At 39.9% G+C, this 22,134-nt stretch carries 19 protein-coding genes, 1 tRNA gene and 1 pseudogene; 9 read left to right on the plus strand and 12 right to left on the minus strand.

Annotated features, from left to right (window positions below; all coding sequences use genetic code 11):
• The first annotated feature begins 365 nt into the window (after positions 1–365).
• Complete coding sequence (locus ACOWPH_RS19060; protein WP_015216962.1) at positions 366–2,588, plus strand: GumC family protein; 2,223 nt, start codon at positions 366–368, stop codon at positions 2,586–2,588.
• 128 nt (positions 2,589–2,716) lie between these two features.
• Complete coding sequence (locus ACOWPH_RS19065) at positions 2,717–3,862, plus strand: SpoIID/LytB domain-containing protein (RefSeq protein WP_015216963.1); 1,146 nt, start codon at positions 2,717–2,719, stop codon at positions 3,860–3,862.
• A gap of 242 nt (positions 3,863–4,104) precedes the next feature.
• On the opposite strand, the gene ACOWPH_RS19070 is transcribed toward ACOWPH_RS19065, so the two are convergent.
• Positions 4,105–5,376: a hypothetical protein gene (locus ACOWPH_RS19070; RefSeq protein ID WP_015216964.1), complete on the minus strand. Its 1,272-nt coding sequence runs from the start codon at positions 5,374–5,376 to the stop codon at positions 4,105–4,107.
• A 171-nt stretch (positions 5,377–5,547) separates the two neighbouring features.
• Here ACOWPH_RS19070 and ACOWPH_RS19075 point away from each other — a divergent pair, with 171 nt between their 5' ends.
• Positions 5,548–6,027 carry a hypothetical protein gene (locus ACOWPH_RS19075; protein ID WP_015216965.1) on the plus strand — a complete coding sequence of 160 codons (480 nt, stop codon included), beginning with the start codon at positions 5,548–5,550 and terminating at the stop codon, positions 6,025–6,027.
• 283 nt (positions 6,028–6,310) lie between these two features.
• Here the strand turns inward: ACOWPH_RS19075 and ACOWPH_RS19080 are convergent.
• Positions 6,311–6,382: transfer RNA gene (locus tag ACOWPH_RS19080), tRNA-Gln, on the minus strand.
• 171 nt (positions 6,383–6,553) lie between these two features.
• Positions 6,554–6,817, minus strand: coding sequence for a hypothetical protein (locus tag ACOWPH_RS19085; protein ID WP_015216966.1), 264 nt, complete (start codon positions 6,815–6,817; stop codon positions 6,554–6,556).
• A gap of 533 nt (positions 6,818–7,350) precedes the next feature.
• Between ACOWPH_RS19085 and ACOWPH_RS19090 the strand changes: the two genes are divergently transcribed.
• Positions 7,351–8,247: an alpha/beta fold hydrolase gene (locus ACOWPH_RS19090; protein ID WP_015216967.1), complete on the plus strand. Its 897-nt coding sequence runs from the start codon at positions 7,351–7,353 to the stop codon at positions 8,245–8,247.
• Between the two features lie 154 nt (positions 8,248–8,401).
• On the opposite strand, the gene ACOWPH_RS19095 is transcribed toward ACOWPH_RS19090, so the two are convergent.
• The 3 genes from ACOWPH_RS19095 to ACOWPH_RS19105 form a co-directional block, all read right to left on the minus strand.
• Positions 8,402–9,088, minus strand: a complete 687-nt coding sequence (locus ACOWPH_RS19095) for a hypothetical protein (RefSeq protein ID WP_242043131.1) — start codon at positions 9,086–9,088, stop codon at positions 8,402–8,404.
• Positions 9,089–9,215: 127 nt separating this feature from the next.
• Positions 9,216–9,401 carry a hypothetical protein gene (locus tag ACOWPH_RS19100; RefSeq protein WP_015216969.1) on the minus strand — a complete coding sequence of 62 codons (186 nt, stop codon included), beginning with the start codon at positions 9,399–9,401 and terminating at the stop codon, positions 9,216–9,218.
• 175 nt (positions 9,402–9,576) lie between these two features.
• On the minus strand, positions 9,577–10,536 hold the full coding sequence (locus ACOWPH_RS19105) for an aldo/keto reductase (RefSeq protein ID WP_015216970.1): 960 nt from the start codon (positions 10,534–10,536) through the stop codon (positions 9,577–9,579).
• A gap of 79 nt (positions 10,537–10,615) precedes the next feature.
• Here ACOWPH_RS19105 and ACOWPH_RS19110 point away from each other — a divergent pair, with 79 nt between their 5' ends.
• Positions 10,616–11,215 (plus strand): DUF1802 family protein, encoded by a 600-nt coding sequence (locus tag ACOWPH_RS19110; protein ID WP_015216971.1) that lies wholly within the window; start codon positions 10,616–10,618, stop codon positions 11,213–11,215.
• Between the two features lie 43 nt (positions 11,216–11,258).
• Here ACOWPH_RS19110 and ACOWPH_RS19115 read toward each other — a convergent pair whose 3' ends face one another.
• Positions 11,259–11,573: a helix-turn-helix domain-containing protein gene (locus tag ACOWPH_RS19115; RefSeq protein ID WP_015216972.1), complete on the minus strand. Its 315-nt coding sequence runs from the start codon at positions 11,571–11,573 to the stop codon at positions 11,259–11,261.
• A gap of 144 nt (positions 11,574–11,717) precedes the next feature.
• Between ACOWPH_RS19115 and ACOWPH_RS19120 the strand changes: the two genes are divergently transcribed.
• Together ACOWPH_RS19120 and ACOWPH_RS19125 are read left to right on the plus strand one after the other, a co-directional pair.
• Positions 11,718–12,491, plus strand: coding sequence for a hypothetical protein (locus ACOWPH_RS19120; protein WP_015216973.1), 774 nt, complete (start codon positions 11,718–11,720; stop codon positions 12,489–12,491).
• Positions 12,492–12,651: 160 nt separating this feature from the next.
• Positions 12,652–12,813 carry a hypothetical protein gene (locus ACOWPH_RS19125; protein ID WP_015216974.1) on the plus strand — a complete coding sequence of 54 codons (162 nt, stop codon included), beginning with the start codon at positions 12,652–12,654 and terminating at the stop codon, positions 12,811–12,813.
• 166 nt (positions 12,814–12,979) lie between these two features.
• On the opposite strand, the pseudogene ACOWPH_RS19130 reads toward ACOWPH_RS19125, so the two are convergent.
• A pseudogene (locus ACOWPH_RS19130) lies at positions 12,980–15,422 on the minus strand (ATP-dependent Clp protease ATP-binding subunit).
• Between the two features lie 233 nt (positions 15,423–15,655).
• Here ACOWPH_RS19130 and ACOWPH_RS19135 point away from each other — a divergent pair.
• Positions 15,656–15,952 (plus strand): DUF3288 family protein, encoded by a 297-nt coding sequence (locus ACOWPH_RS19135; protein WP_015216976.1) that lies wholly within the window; start codon positions 15,656–15,658, stop codon positions 15,950–15,952.
• 93 nt (positions 15,953–16,045) lie between these two features.
• On the opposite strand, the gene ACOWPH_RS19140 is transcribed toward ACOWPH_RS19135, so the two are convergent.
• Both ACOWPH_RS19140 and ACOWPH_RS19145 read right to left on the minus strand, forming a co-directional pair.
• A complete protein-coding gene (locus ACOWPH_RS19140) occupies positions 16,046–17,590 on the minus strand; it encodes an MlaD family protein (protein ID WP_015216977.1) in 1,545 nt (514 codons plus the stop codon).
• A gap of 67 nt (positions 17,591–17,657) precedes the next feature.
• Positions 17,658–18,440, minus strand: coding sequence for an ABC transporter ATP-binding protein (locus ACOWPH_RS19145; protein ID WP_042466186.1), 783 nt, complete (start codon positions 18,438–18,440; stop codon positions 17,658–17,660).
• A gap of 194 nt (positions 18,441–18,634) precedes the next feature.
• Here ACOWPH_RS19145 and ACOWPH_RS19150 point away from each other — a divergent pair, with 194 nt between their 5' ends.
• A complete protein-coding gene (locus tag ACOWPH_RS19150; RefSeq protein WP_015216979.1) occupies positions 18,635–19,501 on the plus strand; it encodes a shikimate dehydrogenase in 867 nt (288 codons plus the stop codon).
• Positions 19,502–19,837: 336 nt separating this feature from the next.
• Here ACOWPH_RS19150 and ACOWPH_RS19155 read toward each other — a convergent pair whose 3' ends face one another.
• Positions 19,838–20,569, minus strand: coding sequence for an HAD family hydrolase (locus ACOWPH_RS19155; protein WP_015216980.1), 732 nt, complete (start codon positions 20,567–20,569; stop codon positions 19,838–19,840).
• A 278-nt stretch (positions 20,570–20,847) separates the two neighbouring features.
• Entirely contained in the window at positions 20,848–21,927 is a 1,080-nt protein-coding gene (locus tag ACOWPH_RS19160; RefSeq protein WP_015216982.1) for a 30S ribosomal protein S1, read from the minus strand.
• Positions 21,928–22,134: the final 207 nt, after the last annotated feature.

Raw genomic sequence — 22,134 nt, forward strand, 5'->3', positions numbered from 1 at the left:
TTTTATCCTTTATTAAATATTTAAAAATCTGATAAAGAAATTTACTATCATAGTGCTGACCAGGCATATATCTGGATGAATTAATTATGGAATAGCTGCTTAGAGATAGGTTCTATCAAGTAGTTATATCCTCCTGGAAAAATAAATATTAGTGTTTTAAGAGAGAAATTAGTGTATGTAGCAATTCCCAATCTCATGAAATACACCCCACCCGCGCTGTCGCGCACCCTCCCCTTGGTAAGGGGAGGGTTGGGGAGGGGTAATTTTGTATCTAACTAGAGTGGGAAAGGCTATAAATTATCTCAAAAGACTTTTTTTATCATTATTTTCCAGATATATTGTTTCGATAGTAGAGGGCTTTGATAGTGACTACAACTGGTCTAAATCGCAAACAACTTCTTAAAACTTCTAAACAAAGGGTATTTAATATTAGACAAATATCTAACATTCTGTTGCATCGACGCTATTTGATTTTAGGGTTTTCTTGTGCAGTGATGTCAGTTACAAGCCTGATTGCTGTTATTACTAAACCTATGTATCAGAGTTCTATGCAGCTGATGGTGAGTTCTGATGAAAATCAAGGATTCCGTTCTAGTAATATTCATAAGAGTGCAAAAAATGAGCTAACTAACCTTAATAATTCATCTACAGAATATACTGATCAGATGAAATTAATGCTGAGTTCTAAGCTACTACAAAAAACTGTTGATTTGCTGCTTTCTGATTATCATAATCTAACGATAGAAGATTTAAAAGGTAAAATTAATACTGCGAATCAAGGATCTTTACAAGTAGCACCCACCGAGGGAAAATCAGCTTTTAATCAAATATTTTTAGTTTCTTTTAAAGACCCCAATCCTGTAAAAACTAAGCGAGTATTACAAGCTCTACAAAAAGTTTACCAGGACTACAATATTGAACAAAGGCAGGAGCGTGTTAATCAAGGACTAGCTTTTGTTAATAATAGATTACCTAAGTTGCAACAAGAAGTATTAACGGCAGATAAAAAATTAGAATTTTTCCGCAAAAAACATAATTTAATTGATCCAGAAGTACAGAGTAAGATTTTACTAGATTCTCTTGTTGATATTCAAAAACAACGAAAAATTATTCGCTCACAGCTTGAAGATATACAAATTCGCTACAGTAATCTAGAGAAACAATTAGTATCTTCAAGTCAAAATGCACGGTTAGCTGCTAGTTTGAGTCGTTCGAGTAGCTATCAAGCTTTAGTGGATGAGATTAGAAATACAGAAATGACTTTGGCTCAAGAACGTTTGCGCTACACTGAAAATTCTCCGGTTGTAGTTAGACTGATGCAGAAACGAAAAATTCAGATGGCGTTATTAGAAAAAGAGTTGCAAGAACAAGCCATCAGTGCTAATAGTAAGTCTCAAAATTTATTAGGAGTCGATTCCAACTTAGCTAATGAGTTAAAGAAGTTACAGAAAACAGGAATGGGGCTAATTGCTAATGAAAATAATCTAGCGAAATTTGAACGAAATATTAGTTCACAGCTAAATATATATCCTGGGATTATATCTGAATATAATCGGTTATTATCAGATGTAACAATTCAACGTAAAACACTTGAGCAATTGCTGCAATTACAACAAACGCTAGGAATGAGAATTGCTCAGGGAGGATTTAATTGGCAAGTGTTGGAAGAACCAGATTTAGGGATTTATATTGGTAATCGTAAATGGTTATTGATAATTGGCGGGATTTTAATTGGTCCAATTTTAGGTATGATATTTGCCTTGATTTGGGAAATGTTTAATAAAGCAATTTTCTCTCCCCAGGATTTACAGAACTTGACGAATCTTCGTTTACTGGGATCTGTTCCTAAATTGGGTAAATCTAGTGTTAAAAACAAGCTTCAGCAAATATTCAGATCTAAACGGCAAAGCTCATCACCGACAATAACAGAAAGCAATACAAAATTATCCAGTCATGAAACTCTGGATATGATTTACCAAAATATTCAGATATTCAAGCAGTCTTTGCCTTTTAAGTCTTTGATGTTAACTTCTGCATTACCTGGAGAGGGTAAAACAACTTTAACTTTAGGACTTGGAGCTAGTGCGGCACATATGCATCAGAGGGTACTAGTTATTGATGCTAATCTGCGATCGCCTAGTTTACACAAAATCCTCAATATTTCCAATGATTGGGGCTTATCTCTGTTATTGCTGGATGATGTTAAGACTCAAGTTCATAATTATATCCAGCCTATTCACCCTTCCATTGATATTTTGACTGCTGGACCGACACCAGAAGATGTGGTAAATCTGCTCAGTTCCGAAAAGCTGAAAGAATTGATCGAGTCCTGTGAGCAAATGTATGATCTAGTGCTGATAGATGCTTCTTCTGTTTTAGATAGTGTTGATGCCAGAATTATTGCATCTGCCTGTAATGGAATTGTGATAGTAGGTCGTATTGGTCAGTTAACTCCACAGGAACTGATGCAAGCAACGGAAATTTTGAGCCAGTTGAATTTAATTGGTATTGTTGCTAATGAAGTTCACCAGTCTCCGAAAGTGAAAAAATCCTCAGAACGTGCTGACACAGTTAAATCTGCTGATTAAGTCAAAATGATGATTAGCTAATTTCTGGTTGATAACCTGAGCAAACTGCATAATAGGTAGAAGTGGCAACCTCCCACCGGGGAGAACGTCTCATTGAACTTGTAGAGGCTTGTGATTAGACAATCAGCATGAAAATCCAACTTTATTTAGGTGCTTTATTTTCCCAAATTAAAGGACGACATTGGTGGGTAGGTATCCTCTTATGGTTTGCTTTGGTTGCTCCTGCTCAAGCATCTGTCATCCTGCGAGTAGCAATTGAAAGGGGTGTGAATCAAGTCAAGGTAGGTGCTTCCACAACGGCTATAGTCAAAGATAGTACAGGCCGTACTCTCGGACAATTACCAGGAATGAGTGCTTATGCGGCTCAATCAGTTCCTGGGGGAGTGGCTTTGGATAAATGGCAATCGGGGTTATTTTGGATTGAACCAACAGGTAAGGGATTTGTTTATATAGGCGATCGCTGGTTTAGAGGTAGAACCCTTGTTATTCCTACCGAAAAAGGCTTAACAGCAGTTAATTGGGTCGATTTAGAAGAATATCTCTACAGCGTTATCGGTGGTGAAATGGATTCTAGCTGGCCACCAGAAGCACTCAAAGCCCAAGCGATCGCAGCCCGCACCTATGCCCTCTATGAACGAGAAAAACAGCGCAACAACCCCGTCTATGACTTAGGAGATAGTCCAGATCGTTGGCAAATTTACAAAGGTGTCAGCAGCGAATCCCGTAACACTTACACCGCAGTAGACAACACCGCAGGGAAAGTCCTCACCCATAGCAACAAAATTATTCTCTCCGTTTTTCATGCCTGTTCTGGTGGACACACCGAAAACGTAGAAGATGTTTGGGGAAATCCCCTCCCTTATTTACGTGCAGTGCAAGATTTTGATCAAAATGTCAAAGAGTGCAATTGGGTAAAAACCTTTTCTCCTGGAGAAATTAGCGCCAGAATTTCCGGTATAGGCAACATCAAAGAGATGATTGCTGAATCCTTCTCACCTTTCCGCAGCGTTAAAACCTTAAAAATCGTTGGTGATCAAGGTACTAAAGTACTTAAAGGTGAAGAAGTTCGCACCGCACTCAGGCTTAAAAGTACCCGGTTTACAGTCAGCAAAGGAGAAAATGGCGGTTTTGTCCTTCAAGGACTAGGCTTCGGTCATGGCTTAGGAATGAGCCAATGGGGAGCATACAACTTAGCTCAACGCGGAGCCAGTTACCTGCAAATTTTGGGGCATTATTACAAAGATGTCGCCCTAACACCGATTCAAGCCAAGTAAGCTAGAAATGGGGAGGGAAGCAAGAGAAAAATATTTATCTTCTTCCTTCTTCCTTCTTCCTTCTTCCTTTGCGTCCTTTGCGCCTTCGCGGTTCATTAAATCCATATTCTTTTCTTAGAGTTCTCCAATTAAAAAAATATCCCAAAATTTCTTGTGGTGCGGGCCGAAAAGCCCGCTAATAATACAAGGACGGGCAAGATGCCCATCCCACAAGATTGGATCATCTTTTTTGTGGAGTTCTCTTAGTCATCCAACCGATTCTGTTTTTTCACCTGCTCAAACTCCTGTTCCAGCAAATCTGTATCACTGGAATAAACCAAATCTTCCTTACCAATGACTTTTTCCGTAGCAAACTGACCAGCAAAAGCAATCTTTTTCTGTAAAGAATCATCTGCATTTGCTAACAGCCTAGCTCTTTGTGAGCGATCGCTATTACGAGCAGCAATTTTGCCATTACGCCATTGAATCCAGAAATAACGCACCAAAGGTATCCCCAAGAAACCCGCACCATAGGCTAATAGCAGCCAATAAATTCCTTGCACAAAACCTACCAGTCCACCTATTTGTGCTGCCGCTGTTCCATCTCGCAACAAACTCCCCAGTATTAAAGCAGCAACAAAATTGAGTACACCCAAACCAGCACTCAGCATAATTTGTCCTGAACCAGCCGCACTAAAACGCCAAGGAAATTCCTCCAAATATGGTGCTATAGACTGACGCTGCTTTTTACTAGCTTTCACCTGCAACTCTGGGAAATAATAGACAATTTGCCCATCAGGACTTACCTGAGGTTGTCCATTAAATCGCAGCATTACAGGCAACATATAATCTTCATACTCTTGTTGATACTTCTCACCCAGATGATCCATATAGGGAGTAATTTGTTCTGCTACCACAGATCCCTGATGATTACGAATCACAGTAGCAATTTCTTGCCAGCGACGCTCTTCTAAATTTTCATTAGGATTACCATCACCAAACAAAAACGAAAACACAGCCTCAAAGAAATTGAGATTACTGTTTTCTCCTCTTTCTCGTCGTCGTTCCTGGGAACGACTTCTATAATCAGGGCTAAAATACCAGAATAAATCAGGGAAAAAGAAAAAATTCAACCCACGAGAACCGCTACCTCTATTGTCGTTATCTCGATCTGAGTTAGCAGCAGTAACGATAATAATGATGGTAACAGTAATCAGAGCAATAGAAAGAATTAAGAAAACGCCAAAAGAAATGCGAATTAGGTAAAAAAGCACTCCCCAAACTTTTTTCCACCATTCCTGCAACCGTAATTGCAAGTATTTATTCCTTAAAATTGTTCTGAAATTTTGGGGAAACTGGTAAACAATATCACCCGTTTCTGCCACCTGTAAATGTCCACCAGCATCAGATGCTAGGGCTAATAATCCTTTATTTGCTTCAGCTACATTTAATCCAGCCTGAGCCGCTACATCACCAGTAGTGACTCGATAGCCCAATTGTTCTACAGATCGCATGATAGCGGGATTGGGAGTCATAGCTCTCCTTTCCTCTTGTATTTCAGTTTACCTATGATCTAGTATAAGTTTGATTTCCAGTGACGACACACAACACAAACTATTGAGTAAGTGATATGGTCATTATGGCGCTGGACAATTCATATGTTTAGTTGCTCTCAAGCCTGGTAAACCTGCAATTTTCTGCCCATTATGGTTCAATATACCCTCGCTCAAAGCCCAGAAATTATCATCTCTGTTCCCGGTAAAGATTCAGCTAAAGCCCGTGACAAAGCAATGGATCAGTTGATGGAACTAATGGAAGCTGATCAACTAACCACCGAATTAGAAGAAGGATTTGGCCCTCAACAATTAATTGAAATTAAAGAACCAACCACTGATACAGCAAGTGGTGAAGATGCAATTACCCAAGCTGTACAAATTCTCAACAACTTAGCCACACTCAAGCTAAAAGTACAAGAATCACGGGCTGAAGCCTTGGAAATTCGTAAAGCAGTTGATGTTCTATTCTCAGATAATTTAGTAACTGAGGAAGAAATTACCCGTCTCAAGGAAGGTTTTAAGGTTCTCAAAAACTTCGCTCAAGCTAATATCCGTTATCAAGAAGCAAAAACTAAAGCAGAACAGGCTAGACAAGTTTTAGATCAGGCACTCAAATCACCTGAAAAGTGATTTTATAGCAGGAATCAGCAGTAAAACCCTGTTGTGGAAAGAGTTTCATCAATACCTATGGTAAGCTACTGTATTGGCGCACTACGCTTGATTTCTTTAACTCCTTGCCCGTTGCCATACTGCAAACGGGTGAAATCTGAACTTAGGGTTTGCTGTATCCCTGACGGGAGCGTTAGCCATACGTAACGTAGTGCAGCGAATTCTATTCAAATAAGGCGGGGAAACTCAATTGTTAAAACTAATAAAAAAGGGTAGGCTTTAAAACCTACCCTTTACTAAAATGCTGGGGCGCTAGGATTCGAACCTAGGGATGGCGGGACCAAAACCCGCTGCCGTACCACTTGGCTACGCCCCAATGGAACAAGTCAACTTTTGATAATATAGCAGTTAAATAGAGATTATGTCAAGTACTTTTGAGAAATTATTTTTATTCTTATTATTTTATTTTTTAGGACTTACCCAACTGGCTTGCTTTGTAGGGTGCGTCAGACTGCATAAATACCGTCAATAAACAGATTTTTGATATCTAAAAACACCTACCAGAGATATTTAATGTGATACTTGCGTAAGTTTTGATTTTTGTTTGAGGAAAGCCCAAAAAAAGAGGGAAGGTAAAAATCCCTTCCCTCTTCTGCTGGTTGTTTTGATTTTTTTCGGCCTTTTGAGCCTCTTTAAGTTTGTTTCTCAGCATCTGTCTTTGTTTTTTCAGTTGTCGCTTCCTAGCAGAGCCGCCTCGGCCTTTATCATTTCTCCCTTCTTTGCGGGGAGATTCCCATCTTTTTAAACGCATGGAATTTTTTTATAAAAACGCTACTTTCATAATAACTCATAATTATACATAAAGTCAAATTTTATGAGTGCTTTTTTTCCAACTTATCATTGCCCATAGCAATCCTATTTGAGTTGAGAACTTATCGGTGACGCAAGAGAACAGGGAACAGAAGTGTTCATGATCTCACTATCTCGTTCCTAGTCTCTGACTAGGAATACTATCACAGAGGCTCTGCCTCTACTCTCATTGAGAGCGTAGCATAAGCAGATGCATTCCAGAATTCAGCCTCTTACAGAGTATGGGAAGGACGAAACCCAGTTTTTACAAGGCTTTGACGTTAAGTTGACACCAATGGGAAACCCCGTCCTCCATTGTATTGCATTCGACAGAGAACCTTTGTATTAGTGCGGTGCGTCAGATAGAGACAATCTGTCGTCTGCTAAATTATCGGGTCTGACGCACCCTACACGAAATAAAATAATTCATCTTTGATGGATTTTATCAAGGCATAAGTCCTATATTATTAATAACTCGTAATATTTCTTCATAATATGCAAACAACTCCAATATCTGGACAATACTGGCAATGGCGCGGACACAAAGTTTACTATGTACAAGCGGGAGAACAAAAATCCCAGCGTCCCTCCTTGCTTTTAGTACATGGCTTTGGTGCTTCCACAGACCATTGGAGAAAAAACATCATCGGACTCTGTGCAGATTTTCAAGTATTTGCTATTGACCTTTTAGGATTTGGACGTTCAGCAAAACCTAAATTACAGTACAGCGGTGATTTATGGCGTGACCAACTGCGAGATTTTATTAGTGAAGTCATTGGTGAGAAAGCAGTATTAGCAGGTAACTCCCTTGGTGGTTATGCTTGCTTATGTGTTGCGTCTCAATTTCCTGATAGTGTTGCTGGTGTAGTCTTACTAAATAGTGCAGGCCCTTTTTCTCAACCAGAAACACTACAAAGCCAAATTCAACCTTCTAAAAACCCTGTACAGCAACTATTCGGTAAAACTGTCAAATGGGCTTTTAAACAACGGTTATTCCAATCTTTATTATTTCAATATGTGCGACAACGTTGGGTAATTAGACGCACTTTAGAAAAAGTTTATTTAGACAAAACTGCAATTACTAATCAATTAGTAGAAGAAATTCAGCGCCCTGCTTATGATACAGGTGCTTTAGATGTTTTTGTCTCAGTTTTTAGTACTCCCCAAGGAGAAAAAGTTGATATTTTACTCAAGCAATTAAATTGTCCTTTATTGTTATTATGGGGAGAAGCAGATCCTTGGATGAAAGCGCGAGAACGTTCTCAAAAATTCCATCAATATTATCCCCAATTAACGGAATATTTCTTAAATGCTGGTCATTGTCCCCATGATGAAGCACCTGATCAAGTAAATCCACTTCTACATAATTGGGCTTTATCTCTGACTGAATAAGAGCAAATTTGTTGTGATGAAATGAAGAATAGAGAGAAGTGAGATTTTATCAAAATCATCAAAGTTGACTAATAAAGCCTTTATTCTCTATCCTGAATACTTACATCAAATGTAAGGATTCAGAAATATTCTTTTCTAAAAATCAATAATTATTTCATTTGAGAACATAACTTTTAATATCTTTCTCTACTTGTTCACTAATAATCTCTGTGCCGATAACAGGTTGATCAAGATTAACCCTAATAAAGTTTGTTTGATCTACTTCTGTAAATTGTTTATCTTGATCGTTATCTTTGATAATTTTCAGAAAAATTGTGTTTTGACTGGCAAGCGCCACCCACTTAACGATTTTTGTATTATTGGGGGTAATTTGCTGCAAGTTTTTACCTGATAAATCAGAAATATAGCCAACAATGGCATCTTGAGTGTTGATTTGATTATCGTTATTTGTATCTTTGTCAATGATTTGATACAACCAAAATCTTGTGGTTGGTTTTCCTGTTAATTTGATTTCTAATAAGTCAAAGGAATTAATAACCGCTTTTTTATTTAATAAAAGATGATTTTCGCCTGTTTTTTTGTGATAAAAAATCATATTATATAATTTGTTTCCCCTTTGATAAGAACGAGAAAGATTTAAATCAATTTCTTTATCCTTATCCTGGTCAATGAGATTAACTGGAATCATGATGTAATTTGACGCTTCATTGATAATAAAATCACCGTAAATAATATTTGTTTTTGGGTACAGTTTTTCAGCAGCTTTTGCTGGTTGGGTTTTTCTATTAATTCTGGTCTCACAGGAAAAAGAAAATGTAGCTAGAATTACAGCTATTGTCATTTTCCACAAAAAACTAAATTTTCTCATTCAAAGCTCCAGCATGGTATTGACTTGGATATATTTCAACAGCCAATAAAAATCTAAAAACCTGGTCAGGGTTGACCAGGTTCTAGCGAGTTCAGAAGTTTCAAATTGTTAAAGTTAGTAATTGACAGTTAATAGATAGGGTGGATAAAGAGGCAAGTTTAGCACTTTCCTGTTTTTCCGCTTTGGGATTTGGCTCGACCTGAAAAAGCGGTCGTTTTGCCACTTTATTTTCTATATGCTGAAACTTGCTGGGGCTGCTGACAGGGGACACTAAGTCATTGCCCATTGGGTTAGTTGTAATTTGCTTTGTGTCCTGATGAATCTAATTTAGCACTGGGTAGTTGAGATGCAATTATTTGTTTACTAAAGTTGATATTTCGTTTAATTTAGCAATATGGGAAGTAGGTGACAAGAAATAGGGAACATGAGAAGTTTTCCGATTACCAATCACCTATTACTTATTACCAATTCCACATAACTGATTGATCATCAAGATGGTCGGTGACGATGCTGCCAATTCTGCCTATTTTTGCAATTTCTTCGGCAGAAAGTTTAATTTCTACAGCTTGAGCGTTGGCTATAGCTTGTTCAGGATAACGCGCACCAACGATCGCATTTGTTTGGGGTTGGGCGATTAACCATGCTAGTGCTAACTGAGCCAGACTGCAATTATGGTCTTCGGCTATGGGGCTAAGTTCATTTAAGGCTTGTTGAGCGTGTTCAAAGTTTTCGCCTTGAAATAACTTATTTTTAGCTCGGTTATCGGCTGGGTCAAATTTATGCCCTGGGAGAAATTTACCAGTTAATAATCCTTGTGCTAGAGGCGAATAAGCCAAAATAGAAATGTTGTTTTCAATACAATAAGGCATAGCGTCTTTTTCTACTTGCCGCCAAAATAGAGAATAAGGCGGTTGTAAACTATCAATTTGTCCATACTGGGCGGCTTCTGCTATTTGGTCACGGGAAAAATTGGAAACGCCAATGGCTCGAATTTTCCATTGTTCTTTGAGGTGATTTAAGGCGCTCATGGTTTCTGCTATTGGCACGATTTCATTATTGAATGCACCAGAGGGCCAATGAATTTGGTAGAGGTCAATGTAGTCTGTTTTCAGGTTTGTTAAGGAACGCTCACAAGCTTCAATTACTTGTTGATATTTGAGATGATTTGCAAAAACTTTTGTGGCATACTCTACGTTATCCCGCACATCAGATAAAGCTTTAGCTACAATCTGTTCAGAATGTCCTTCACCATAAATTTCTGCGGTATCTATTGTGGTAATTCCGGCTTCATAGGCAGCACGGATGGTTTTAATCGAGTCATCATCCTCAATTCCCACCCACATTTTTTTTCCAGCTTGCCAAGTTCCCATTAAGATGGGTGAGATTTGTACGGTTGATTTACCCAGTGTGCGTTTTTTCATGATTTTTCTCAAATTTATTTCCCTGACTAGTTTTATACTTTAACCGTCTTAGACTGAAATTAAATCAGAGTCAAAGTAGATGCTCATGGAATTGACTACCACTTTTCATGCTTTTAAGGAATGGGCTGTGGCCGTAAATGCGTTGGAAGACGGCCAAACGATTATGCTGCTTCGTAAAGGCGGTATCCATGAACAGGAGGGACGCTTTCAAGTTGCCCATCAGCAGGTTTTGCTCTACCCTACTTACGAGCATCAACAATCTTTTATGCTTAAGGCTGAGTACGCGGATCTTGTCTATCCAGTAACTTCAGGTTGGCATCCAGAAACAATTCGCATTGGTAGTTGGGCAGAAATTACGGATATTTTGCCAGTTGTTGATGAGTCTATTGTGGGGGATTTACTTCCCTTTCATATTTGGAATGAGTATTTTATTAGCGATCGCTTAAAATGGAAACCACGTCAGCCGCTATATATCCTTTTGCTACGGACTTACAAACTACCTAAAGCGCAGGATATTCCTTATCTAGATGAATATGGTGGTTGTAAATCCTGGATTGATTTAGATCAACAGGTGCGTTTGCAAGGCTCTCAACCAGTTTTATCTGATGCTGTCTACACTCAGCTAGTTGAGACTATTCGCGGCATTATCGGTGATAAACTGTACGCTGCATCTTTTTAAGCAGGAGTTGGGGCTATTTTGGGACGGGAAAGGTTGGGAATTGTTACCCCACACCAGCAATAACCTGGCCAATATCTTGAGGAGTTGCACCTGTGGCTAACATTGCCCGAATCAACAATTCAATTGATACTGAAGCATCGCCATTTTCAGCTTTAGCAATTCGAGGTTGGCTGGAACTAATCTTATCGGCAAGTTCAGTTTGAGTCATCAGTTTTTGCCGACGTTCCTTCAAGTTTTGACTGAGAGCTAGTTTTATTTCTACAAAGACAGTTTCTTCGGGTGTTAACTCCAAAAAATCGGACACTGTACCAATTTTCCAGCCTTTAGATTCCAAACGTTCTCTTTTAGCTTGATCCATCACATTACTCCTGTTAATCACTATCGTATTTGCTCAGACGTTTTTTGCAAACCTCAATCACGTTCTTTGATGTTGTTCTGGTTGTTTTATTAACGATTATGGGTAAACTACATTGATATTGTGTTAGTGATAGCTTTTTAATTTATGTCAGATTACTTGTTTTCACAGTTTAAAGCCAATGAATTTGAAGCTTTGCATAAGGAGTTATCTAAAGTTCTAGATATTTCACAAAGTCAACTACAAGCTCTCTATGAGGTGATGCTGCAAGAATTTGAATTAGAGGGCTATCCTGAACATACTCTTCCCAGAAATATTTTTCACTCTCACGATCAAATTTTTCAGAAATACTACGAAGAAGCTTTAGTTGTTGGAGTAGATATTCCAAGTCTCCTTGAAAAGAACAATAATAATTCAAACAAGAAAACAGTTGCTATTTTGGGACAAGATCCTTTAAGAAAAAGTGATAAAAAAGTAGAGGAAATTGGTATTGCAACACCCTATGCTTTGCACTTGAAGAATTGTCGTGAGAAGTTGCGTAATACAAGGCTATACTTTGATTTGATCAAGGTCTTACTAGATGAAGGATACAGAGTATACCTCACAGATATTTTCAAGGTATGGGTCAGTGAGGCTAATTGCGATCACGGTCTTCCTCTGAGCAAACAAGATCGTACTCGCTTCATTCAAGTTCTGAAGACAGAGTTAGAAATTTTTGAACCACTTGCGGTCATTACCTGGGGACGAATAGCAAGTAGCACCATTAGAAGTATAAATTTAGAAGTCAAACACCTTGAGTTTCCTCATCCTAGTGGTGCAGCAAATGGAGCTTGGTGTAAACTAATGCTTAAACCAGCAACACGAGAAAACCGTATTAATTTCTGGCAGGAAAAAGTTTTTGCCTACTTATCAGGGTTGTAGATAAGGGTAATTGTCAGTGCGCTAATCTTGTAGGTTGGCTTAAGGAACGCAACCCAACATTCACATTATCGTTGTTGTTGATAAATTTGTTGGGTTTCATTTTATTCAACCCAACCTACAGTGTTTGTAAAATTTAAACAGCAAAAATTTCTCCATTCTTATGAATGAAAAACCCCAGAGCGAAAAAGACAAGCTACAGCCAATTAATAGTATAAAAAATAAAGAAACAGAAAACGAAGAAATTCTCTGTTCTCATTGTCAACGCACTGCTACGAACGGTATTAAATGTAAAGGTATTTGTGTGGCTGATAATGACTATTAAAATAATTCGTAATTCGTAATTCGTAAGTAACCAGACAGAATTAATTACAGAGATTGTTTTCCCTATTCCCTGTTGTAAGTTTGTTTGAGAAAAAGCAAAAGGGTAAAGGTTTACCCCTTACCCATGAAAAAATTACTTTTGTGATGGTATTTAGATTTAACCCGCGTTAGCTAACAGTAAGTAACTCGCGTGTTTCTGTTTTTCTCACTATTACCTGACCATCATCATCAATATCAACAATAGCTGTGTCTCCCTCGCCAATTTGTCCGGCCAGGAGTGCTTCAGCCAGAGAATCTTCTAACAGGCGCATAATTGCCCTGCGTAAGGGTCTAGCGCCATAGCTGGGGTCGTAGCCTTCGGTTACTACCCGGTCTTTGAAGCTTTCGGTGACTTCGAGTTTAATTCTTCTTTCTGTCAAGCGACTAGCAACATCGACGAGCATGATCTCAGCAATTTGCTTGACTTCAGCTTTATTGAGTTGAGTGAAGACGATAATATCATCAAGACGGTTGAGGAATTCTGGACGGAAGTAAGCTTTTAGTTCCTCGTTTACCAAGTTACGAATACGGTGATAACTAGCGTCGGCTTGATTATCAAATTCAAAGCCTAAACTCATACCGCCTTTTTCAATTACCTTAGAACCCACATTGGAAGTTAAGATAATTAATGTATTCTTGAAGTCCACTTTCCGACCTTTTGCGTCGGTGAGGTGTCCATCATCCAAAAGTTGCAACAGCATATTAAATACATCAGGGTGTGCTTTTTCGATTTCGTCGAATAGAACCACTGTGTATGGCTTGCGTCGCACTGCTTCGGTTAGTTGTCCACCTTCGTCGTATCCTACGTAACCTGGAGGAGAACCAATTAATTTGGAGACGTTGTGACTTTCCATGTATTCGGACATATCTAGCCGAATCATTGCGCTTTCAGCACCGAAGAAGTAAGCAGCTAATGATTTCGCTAGTTCTGTTTTACCAACACCGGTGGGGCCGGAGAAGATAAAACTAGCTATGGGTCGGTTAGGATTTTTTAAGCCGACACGGGCGCGACGGATAGCGCGAGCAACAGATGTAACGGCTTGCTCTTGACCGATGAGCCTTTTGTGCAGAGTGTCTTCTAAGTGTAAGAGTAACTCTGATTCTGATTCTGTCAGTTTGTTAACTGGTACGCCAGTCCAAGAAGCGACGATTTGGGCGATGTCTTCTTCGTCAACAATTGGAGTTTTAGCGTTTTTCTCGGTTTCTTCGGTGTAGAGTCTACCTTGAATTTCTACTTCTTGGTCACGCAGTTTACCAGCTTTGTCAAAGTTTTGGAGTCTAACTGCTTCTTCTTTAGATTTGGTGACACCAACTAATTCGCGTTTTAGTTCCTTGTCGGTGGCGGTGCGAGAGTTACGCAAGCGGACGCGGGAACCAGCTTCGTCTATTAAGTCTATGGCTTTATCTGGTAAGAAGCGATCGCTAATATAACGATCTGACAACTCAGCAGCAGCTACTACCGCCGCATCGGTAAATATGTACCTTATGGTGTTGTTCATAAGCACCACGCAAGCCGTAGAGAATTTGAATAGTTTCCTCTATAGATGGTTCTCCGACCAAAATCGGTTGAAAACGACGCTCTAAAGCTGCATCTCGTTCAATATGCTTACGGTATTCATCTAAGGTGGTGGCACCAATACATTGGAGTTCACCCCGTGCTAAAGCTGGTTTGAGGATGTTTGCTGCATCTAAACCGCCTTCTGTACCACCAGCACCAACTAAGGTATGAATTTCGTCAATGACGAGGATGATATTGCCCTCTGAGCGAACTTCCTCCATAATTTTTTTCAGGCGTTCCTCAAAGTCTCCACGGAAGCGAGTTCCGGCAACCACAGATCCCATATCGAGACTGATGACTTGCTTGTTGAGCAAAACTTCCGGGACATCTTGGTTGATGATGCGTTGAGCTAGACCTTCTGCGATCGCAGTTTTACCAACTCCTGGTTCCCCAATCAAGACGGGATTATTTTTTGTCCGGCGACCCAAAATTTGGACAGTGCGTTCAATTTCTTTTTGGCGACCAACTACAGGGTCAAGCTTGCCTTCTTGAGCCAGTTTGGTGAGATTTCTGCCAAACTCTTCTATACTTAAGTTCTTGTTACGTTTGGGGCTATTACCACCTGCGAGAACAGCGACATCATCACCCAAACGACTAATTACAGCCGAGCGGACAGCGTGCAGATCTACTCCCAGATTTTGTAGTACTTTGGCAGCGACCCCTTCGCCAGACTCTGTTAAACCTAACAATAAATGTTCAGTGTTTATGTAGTTGTGTCCAAGACTATGAGCTTCTCTAAAGGATTGCTCAAACAGACTTTTTACTTTGGGTGTAAAAGGAATTTCCGGTGGGACAAAACCAGAACCCCGTCCAATAATTTTTTCTACTTCCCGACGCGCATCTTTGAGGGTAACGCCCAACTCAGCCAGCACTTTAGCCGCAACGCCAGTTCCTTCTCCCATCAAACCCAGGAGAATTTGTTCCGTTCCTACGAAGTTGTGTCCCAGACGGCGTGCCTCCTCCTGAGCTAACATAATTACCCTAATGGCTTCGGACGTGAAGTGTTCAAACATAGCGGGTTCTTGCTCCCTTGCTGCTTGGGCTGTGGGTGATATAGAGTTCACCCTCATCTAAAGTTTCTTGTATTTTCTTAAAGATAATGTATCTTTATTTAAAGTTGAATGGCAGTGGTGAGAGCCGTATGAGCTAGGGTGTGGTTGCCGTCATTAGCCAACTAGGGCTATTTTCGGGGACTCTTCAGACTCAAATCTTGATCAATCCCAAATCCTAATAAGTTGTAAGAATTATGACAGAATTTTCAGGAAGTAAAGACCAACAACATCCCCTTTACAACCGTGATCGCCCCTTTATTGATATTTTACTCTCTCAAGAGCCAACAGAATACAATTTGGCCGAATTGGCTAGGCTGAAAATTCGTTATCAGGGCTTTCCAGGCGCACGGGACATCCAAAAAGACTTAGATAAAGTTTTGCAACACTGGGGTTTAACGGAAAATGAACTTTTAGAAAAAACTCGCCAACTCCATGACGTGGGCGGCATTTATAAAAGTCGTGGCAAAAAAGAAGAGCAAGATTGGAATTAGTAGGGGCGAAGCATTCGGAAAATAGCCTTTGCCAAAAACCGATAATTGATCGCCCGAATGCTGATGCTTCCAGCACGCTACGCGAACGCCCGTTCAGGAGTTCTCCATCTCCCCTGTTTCCTGTTTCCTGTATTCCCGTAATTGTTGCAATAGCTGTTCTTCGGATGACTTAAAAATAACTGGACTAGTATTCTGGGAGTTTTTTTCCACACTCTCAACAGAACTCTCGACACTAGCGGGTAAAGGTTCAAGTTTAATTACTGCTTTTTCCTGGGGTGGTGTAGAAATTTCTAAATTTGGCTGAAGTACAAATTCTTTCAAAGTTGGGGTGGGGATGACAACTTTGGATTTAGCTACGGATTTATTTACAGATGCTTTCTGGGTTGGGGTAATAACTTTTGTTTGATTTAAAGATGTTTTGAGAGAGTCTAAGGTAACAGCTACCTTTGCTTGCTGCTGTACATCTTGTGTAGAAGATACCAACTTGCTGAGACCATTTACTAGTTGCAAGAGATTTTGCCGGAACTTAGGATCACCTGTTAATTCATCTAAATCTGATGTAATTTTTTGTGTATTTTCAAATGTCACCCTAGCTGAATCTAGAGTTTGTTGCAGTAGCACGACATTTTTAGGATCATTTAAATTTTTAGAAGCATCCTTCAAATTAGCTGAAGCTTCAGCGGCGTTGGCAGAAAGAAGTTCTAAATTTTTTAACAATTCTCCTTCTGACAGGCGACTAACAGCAGGTGATAAACTGCTGACTGTCTGACGTAGTTGGTTGCTAGTTTGGGTGATATTGTTTAAAGCACCGACTAGAGAAGAACGGTTTGTAGTTAATAAGTCATCTAAGTTATTGAGCAAACGACTTGCTTGTTTGGCAGTGACACTAAAATCACTCGCTGTTACACCTAATTGATTGGCAGTTTTTGTACTAGTTGCTGTCAGTTCATTGGTGGCTCTTTGGACTGTAACAGCCGTACCAGAAAATATACCTATTTGTCCTTTAAAGGTTTTGCTGACACTCTGGAGTTCTCGACTAAGGTTAGCGACGCTAGAAGCCGCTTCAGCAGAAGTTTCTAAGGTTCGATTAATATTTTGATAAAATTTTTCGTTACTGTATTGATTAGCAAAATTAGCTGATTGACGAATCAAATCATCTACACTGATGCCAATCTGACCTTTTAAGTTACTAGTGTTATTGCAAATGATCAGGCTGGGATTACAATCTTTTTCTAAAGGTTTAGAAATATCCGTCCCAGTTGGCAAGGTGGCCTTGGGTACGATATCAATAATACTTTCGCTAATTAACCCGCTCTGATTTGCTTCAATAACCGAATCAGCAGGAATCAGTAAGTTAGGATTGTTAATTTCAATTTCCACTTCAACGGCATTTGCTCCCGTTGCTATCTTGGAAATACTACCGATTTTGACACCACGATAACGAACTGGTGAACCTTTTTGCATTCCGCCGGCGTTAACAAATTCTACCACTGCTTTATATGAATTGCGTCCGGGGGTAATTCGATTCAACCACAAGAGAATGGCACCAAATGCGCCTAAACCGAGTAGGAATAATAATCCCACAGAGCCTTCTCTCAATGTTCGTGTAGACGTTAATTTGCTAATTAAACCTCGCATTTTTTTCCACCCAAAAACTAGTCATGATTTGTGAGTTTCAGTATATTGACAGTCACCCAGCATTGATCTAGCCGACTACCTGAATCGGCCCATGTATACTCCCGCTCATAAATTGTCTGATCAAAGGATGCTCAGTGTGATCTATTTCACTTACTTTACCTTGCCATTGCACTTTACCTTGATAAAGAAATACCAATTTGTCAGCGGTACGCCGAATAGTGCTTTCTTGGTGGGTAACAATACAGTATGTACTACAGATACCTTGTGTACATTGCAAACTGCGAATTAAATCCTCAATTACCGTTGAGGCTATGGGATCTAGTCCGGCTGTGGGTTCATCGTACAATAAAACTTCTGGACTGTCTGCGGGGCTATCGGGGTTGGACATAATCGCACGGGCAAAACTGACCCGTTTTCGCATTCCTCCAGAAAGTTCTGAGGGATAAAGATGACCAATTCCTGGCAAACCCACCACATTTAATTTATCGTTTACTAGTTGGCGAATGCGCGATCGCTCTAATCTTGAGTTTTGATACAATAAAAATCCGACATTTTCTTCTACTGTCAACGAGTCAAATAAGGCTGCTTGCTGAAATACCATCCCAATTCCTACAGGATCAGTTCCATCCTCAATCAACCCATTGCGTTTTACCCCTTGAATATAAATTTCTCCTTCATCGGGCTGTAATAACCCCGCAATTATTCTTAAAATTGTCGATTTACCAGTTCCTGAAGGGCCAATAATTGCCAGTGCTTCCCCTCGATAAATTGTCAAATCGACATTATCTAAAACTTTATTTTTACCAAATGTTTTAGAAATACCTTTGAGTGCAATTAAGGGTTCGATCATTGGTGATTGGCTTCCGTCGTTAGCCTCAGCCGAATGCTCATTGATCATGGTAATGGGTAATGGGTAATGGTGTACCAAAGTCATAGTAATCCTGGTGGTCTACAGTACACAACCGTTATCTTTACACCAGAAAGCAATGACATGAGAGAATAAGTATTGTTGCTGGAGTCAAGGCTAGAAAAGTTGATTTACTTATGATTAGCGGCAAAACTAAACTTTTAGGAGTAATTGGGCATCCTGTGGAGCATTCTCTATCCCCAGTCATGCACAATGCGGCCTTGACGAAATTGGGGTTAGATTATGTGTATTTGCCTTTTCCTATTGCCCCAGAAAATTTAGAAATTGCGATAGCTGGTTTTACTGCTATTGGCGTTGTTGGGTTTAGCGTCACAATTCCCCACAAACAGGCTATATTACCTTTTTTAACAGAAATTTCACCCATTGCTCAAGCGATCGGTGCAGTCAATACGGTGACTCGTCAAGGAAACGGTTGGGTGGGAACTAACACAGATGTAGAAGGGTTTATTTCTCCTTTACAAACCACATATAACCAAGATTGGAGTCAAAAAACAGCAGTAATTCTAGGTAATGGTGGTGCAGCGAGAGCAGTTGTTGCCGGTTGTATTCAGCTAGGTTTGGCTGAAATTCATGTGGTGGGGCGAAATTTGCAAAAGTTAACAGAATTTTGGCAAAGTTGGCAAAATTCACCCTTTGCAGATAAATTTCAAGTGCATGATTGGCAAGAATTGCCCAAGTTAATTCCCCAAGCAAATCTGTTAGTTAATACAACTCCTGTAGGGATGTATCCCCATGTAGATCAATCACCTTTAAGTATAGAGGAGATGGTAGATTTACCTTCAGGTGGTATTGTTTATGATTTGATCTACATCCCTAAACCAACTCAGTTTCTTAAACTAGCAGAAAAACAAGGTGCTATTCCCATTGATGGCTTAGAAATGCTAGTTCAACAAGGTGCAGCAGCATTAAAAATCTGGTTACAACAGGAAAATGTACCTATAACCGAAATGCGTCAAGCACTAAAAAATCATCTTGGGTTATAGATAAGTAAGAATTCAGGAGTCAGGAGTCAGGAGTCAGGAGTCAGGAGTCAGGAGTCAGGAGTCAGGAGTCAGGAGAAAGAATGAAGAAGGAGGAAGAATATTTTTCTCTTCTGTTAAGAGTTCCCTGCTATATCAAATATTCTGTGTCTTGAATCCTTACATAAACCTCATCCAAGTTGAGAACTGGAGTTTTTCAAAAGGGAACAGGGAAGAGTATTAGAATTTAGGAACAAAACCCGATTCAGAAAAAACTATTGGTTTAAAAGTAGACGTGGTTTAGATAAAATTAGGACTTATGCAAAAACTCTCCTTTTCTGACTCCTGACTCCTGACTCCTTACATTACAACCTGAATTTCATCAAGTTGATTAATTACCACATCTGCACCCTTCACATTACCGGAATTGCCAATCCAAGTAATACCTATACAACCTGCGGCTTGAGCATTACGCGCCATTTGCATATCGCCGACTGAATCACCTACCATCAAAGTAGCTCCCGGTTCTACCCCTAAAGCTTGACAAGCTTGCAAAAATAAGATTGGATCTGGTTTACTCGGACCCTCATCAACTCCCATTTCTAATTGCAAATAATCCCCTAATTGGTGAGTGCTGACAAATCTCTGCACATCTTCGGTCGTGGCTGCTGAGAGGATACCAAGTTTTAACCCAGCTTCTGATAGGTACTTTAAAACTTCTAAGCTACCCGCAAACAAAGGTGAGGGAGTTTTGTCAATATATTGATCAGCTTCTGCTAAAGCTTGACGGGCAATTTTTAAGGATTCAAACCAGCCTCTACCAGTTTCTGCTATGTAGGCAGCTGCTGCAACTTCTGTTTCTCGACGACTGGCTACGGATATTAAACCCGCAGGATCTAATCTATCGCTATTAATACCAAAAGCCATCAATAAAGGTTCCCCAATACCGGGAACTTGAGCATCTATCATCCGCGCTCCTCTTTGTCCGAGCGATCGCAAATAACTCTCTGAGTCTTCTAAAGTACCATTTTTATCAAATAAAATTGCCTGAATATTAAAAAATTTGATGTCTTTGCATTGAATAGTCGCCATAATAAAAAAATTTGTAATAGTGCTTTCAGCCGTCTGTACCCTAAGCGCTGTTATGCTCCTAATGACTTTACGTAATTCGTGATTAAGTTTTGTAATGGGGATTAAATCCCAGACAGAAAAATTGCTGCCTGTAGAGGTCTATCATTTATGAAAGATCCTTCTCCTTCATTCCGTGAGATCCTTAAATCCGCAGGATCAGTGATAAAAAAAGAGGGATTTTCCCTCTTAATTAAACACTTTGATAATCTTAGTTGCAAGCAATTACAACTAGGAATTTATTAATCTTCAGTTGCCGCAGGAATTTCTGTTTCTGCTACAGCTTCGACTGGAGTTTCTGCTTCAGCTACAACTTCAGTTGCTGCGGAAATTTCTGTTTCAACTTCTTCAGTTGCTGAAGGAATTTCTGCTTCAGCTTCAGCATCTACCGCTGCTTCCACAGGTGCAGCAGTGATACCTTGCTGTTTAGCTAACATCTGTTCCCTATACTTAGCTGCCATTTCTTCAGCCTTATCATAGACCAAATCACGGTTCTTAATCATGTCACCAGGTTCTGGTTCCAACTGCTTGGTAGATAGAGAAATTCTTCCTCTTTCTGCATCCAAGTCAATGATCATCACTTTCACTTCATCATTGACATTGAACACGCTGTGAGGTGTGTCAATATGCTCATGGGAAATTTCAGAAATGTGGAGCAGTCCGCTAACACCACCGATGTCGATGAATGCACCGTAGGGCTTAATACCGCGAACAGTACCAATTACTACTTCGCCAACCTCCAAGCGGTTCATCTTGCGCTCAACCAACGCGCGACGATGGGAGAGAACTAAACGGTTGCGTTCTTCATCTACTTCTAGGAATTTTAAGGGTAATTCTTCCCCTACCAATTCTTCTTTAGGTTTGCGGGTACTGATGTGGGAGCCGGGGATAAAGCCGCGTAATCCCTCAATGCGTACCAATGCACCACCGCGATTAGTAGCAAACACGCCAGAACGGACAGTAGCATCTTCTGCTTGTAACTGGCGCACTCTTTCCCATGCTCTCATGTATTCAATACGACGAATGGAAAGGGTTAGCTGACCATCTTCGTTTTCATCAGTGAGGATGAAAAATTCCCGTGTTTCGTTTGATTGTAAGACTTCTTCCGGGCTATCCACCCGGTTAATAGACATTTCCTGTATAGGTATGTATGCTGCTGTTTTAGCACCGATGTCAATCAGAGCGCCGCGCGGCTCTATACTGAAAACTGTACCTGGTACAACATCACCAGGGCTGAAGTGATAATCGTACTTATCGAGTAGAGCAGCGAAATCTTCGTGAGTAAATCCAATTTCTGGAGCGGTTAAGTTCTGATTGACCATGCTGATTTGTTCCTGGTTCTGTTCTCCGTCAAGTTTTTGCCACAATTAACAATGTGTATGCAAGGGCTTTTTTAAAAGAAGTTTACACTTACACGTTTGTTCATACTAGCTCAGAAGAGCTAGGTTCACACATATCAACTTCCAGATAGGAAATTGTATCACATATCAAAAAGTTTTTCACCAGTTGACAATTGTAGCCTGATAAGT

Origin of the sequence: Anabaena sp. PCC 7938 (genome assembly GCF_049315035.1) — a bacterium.
GTDB lineage: Bacteria > Cyanobacteriota > Cyanobacteriia > Cyanobacteriales > Nostocaceae > Anabaena > Anabaena cylindrica.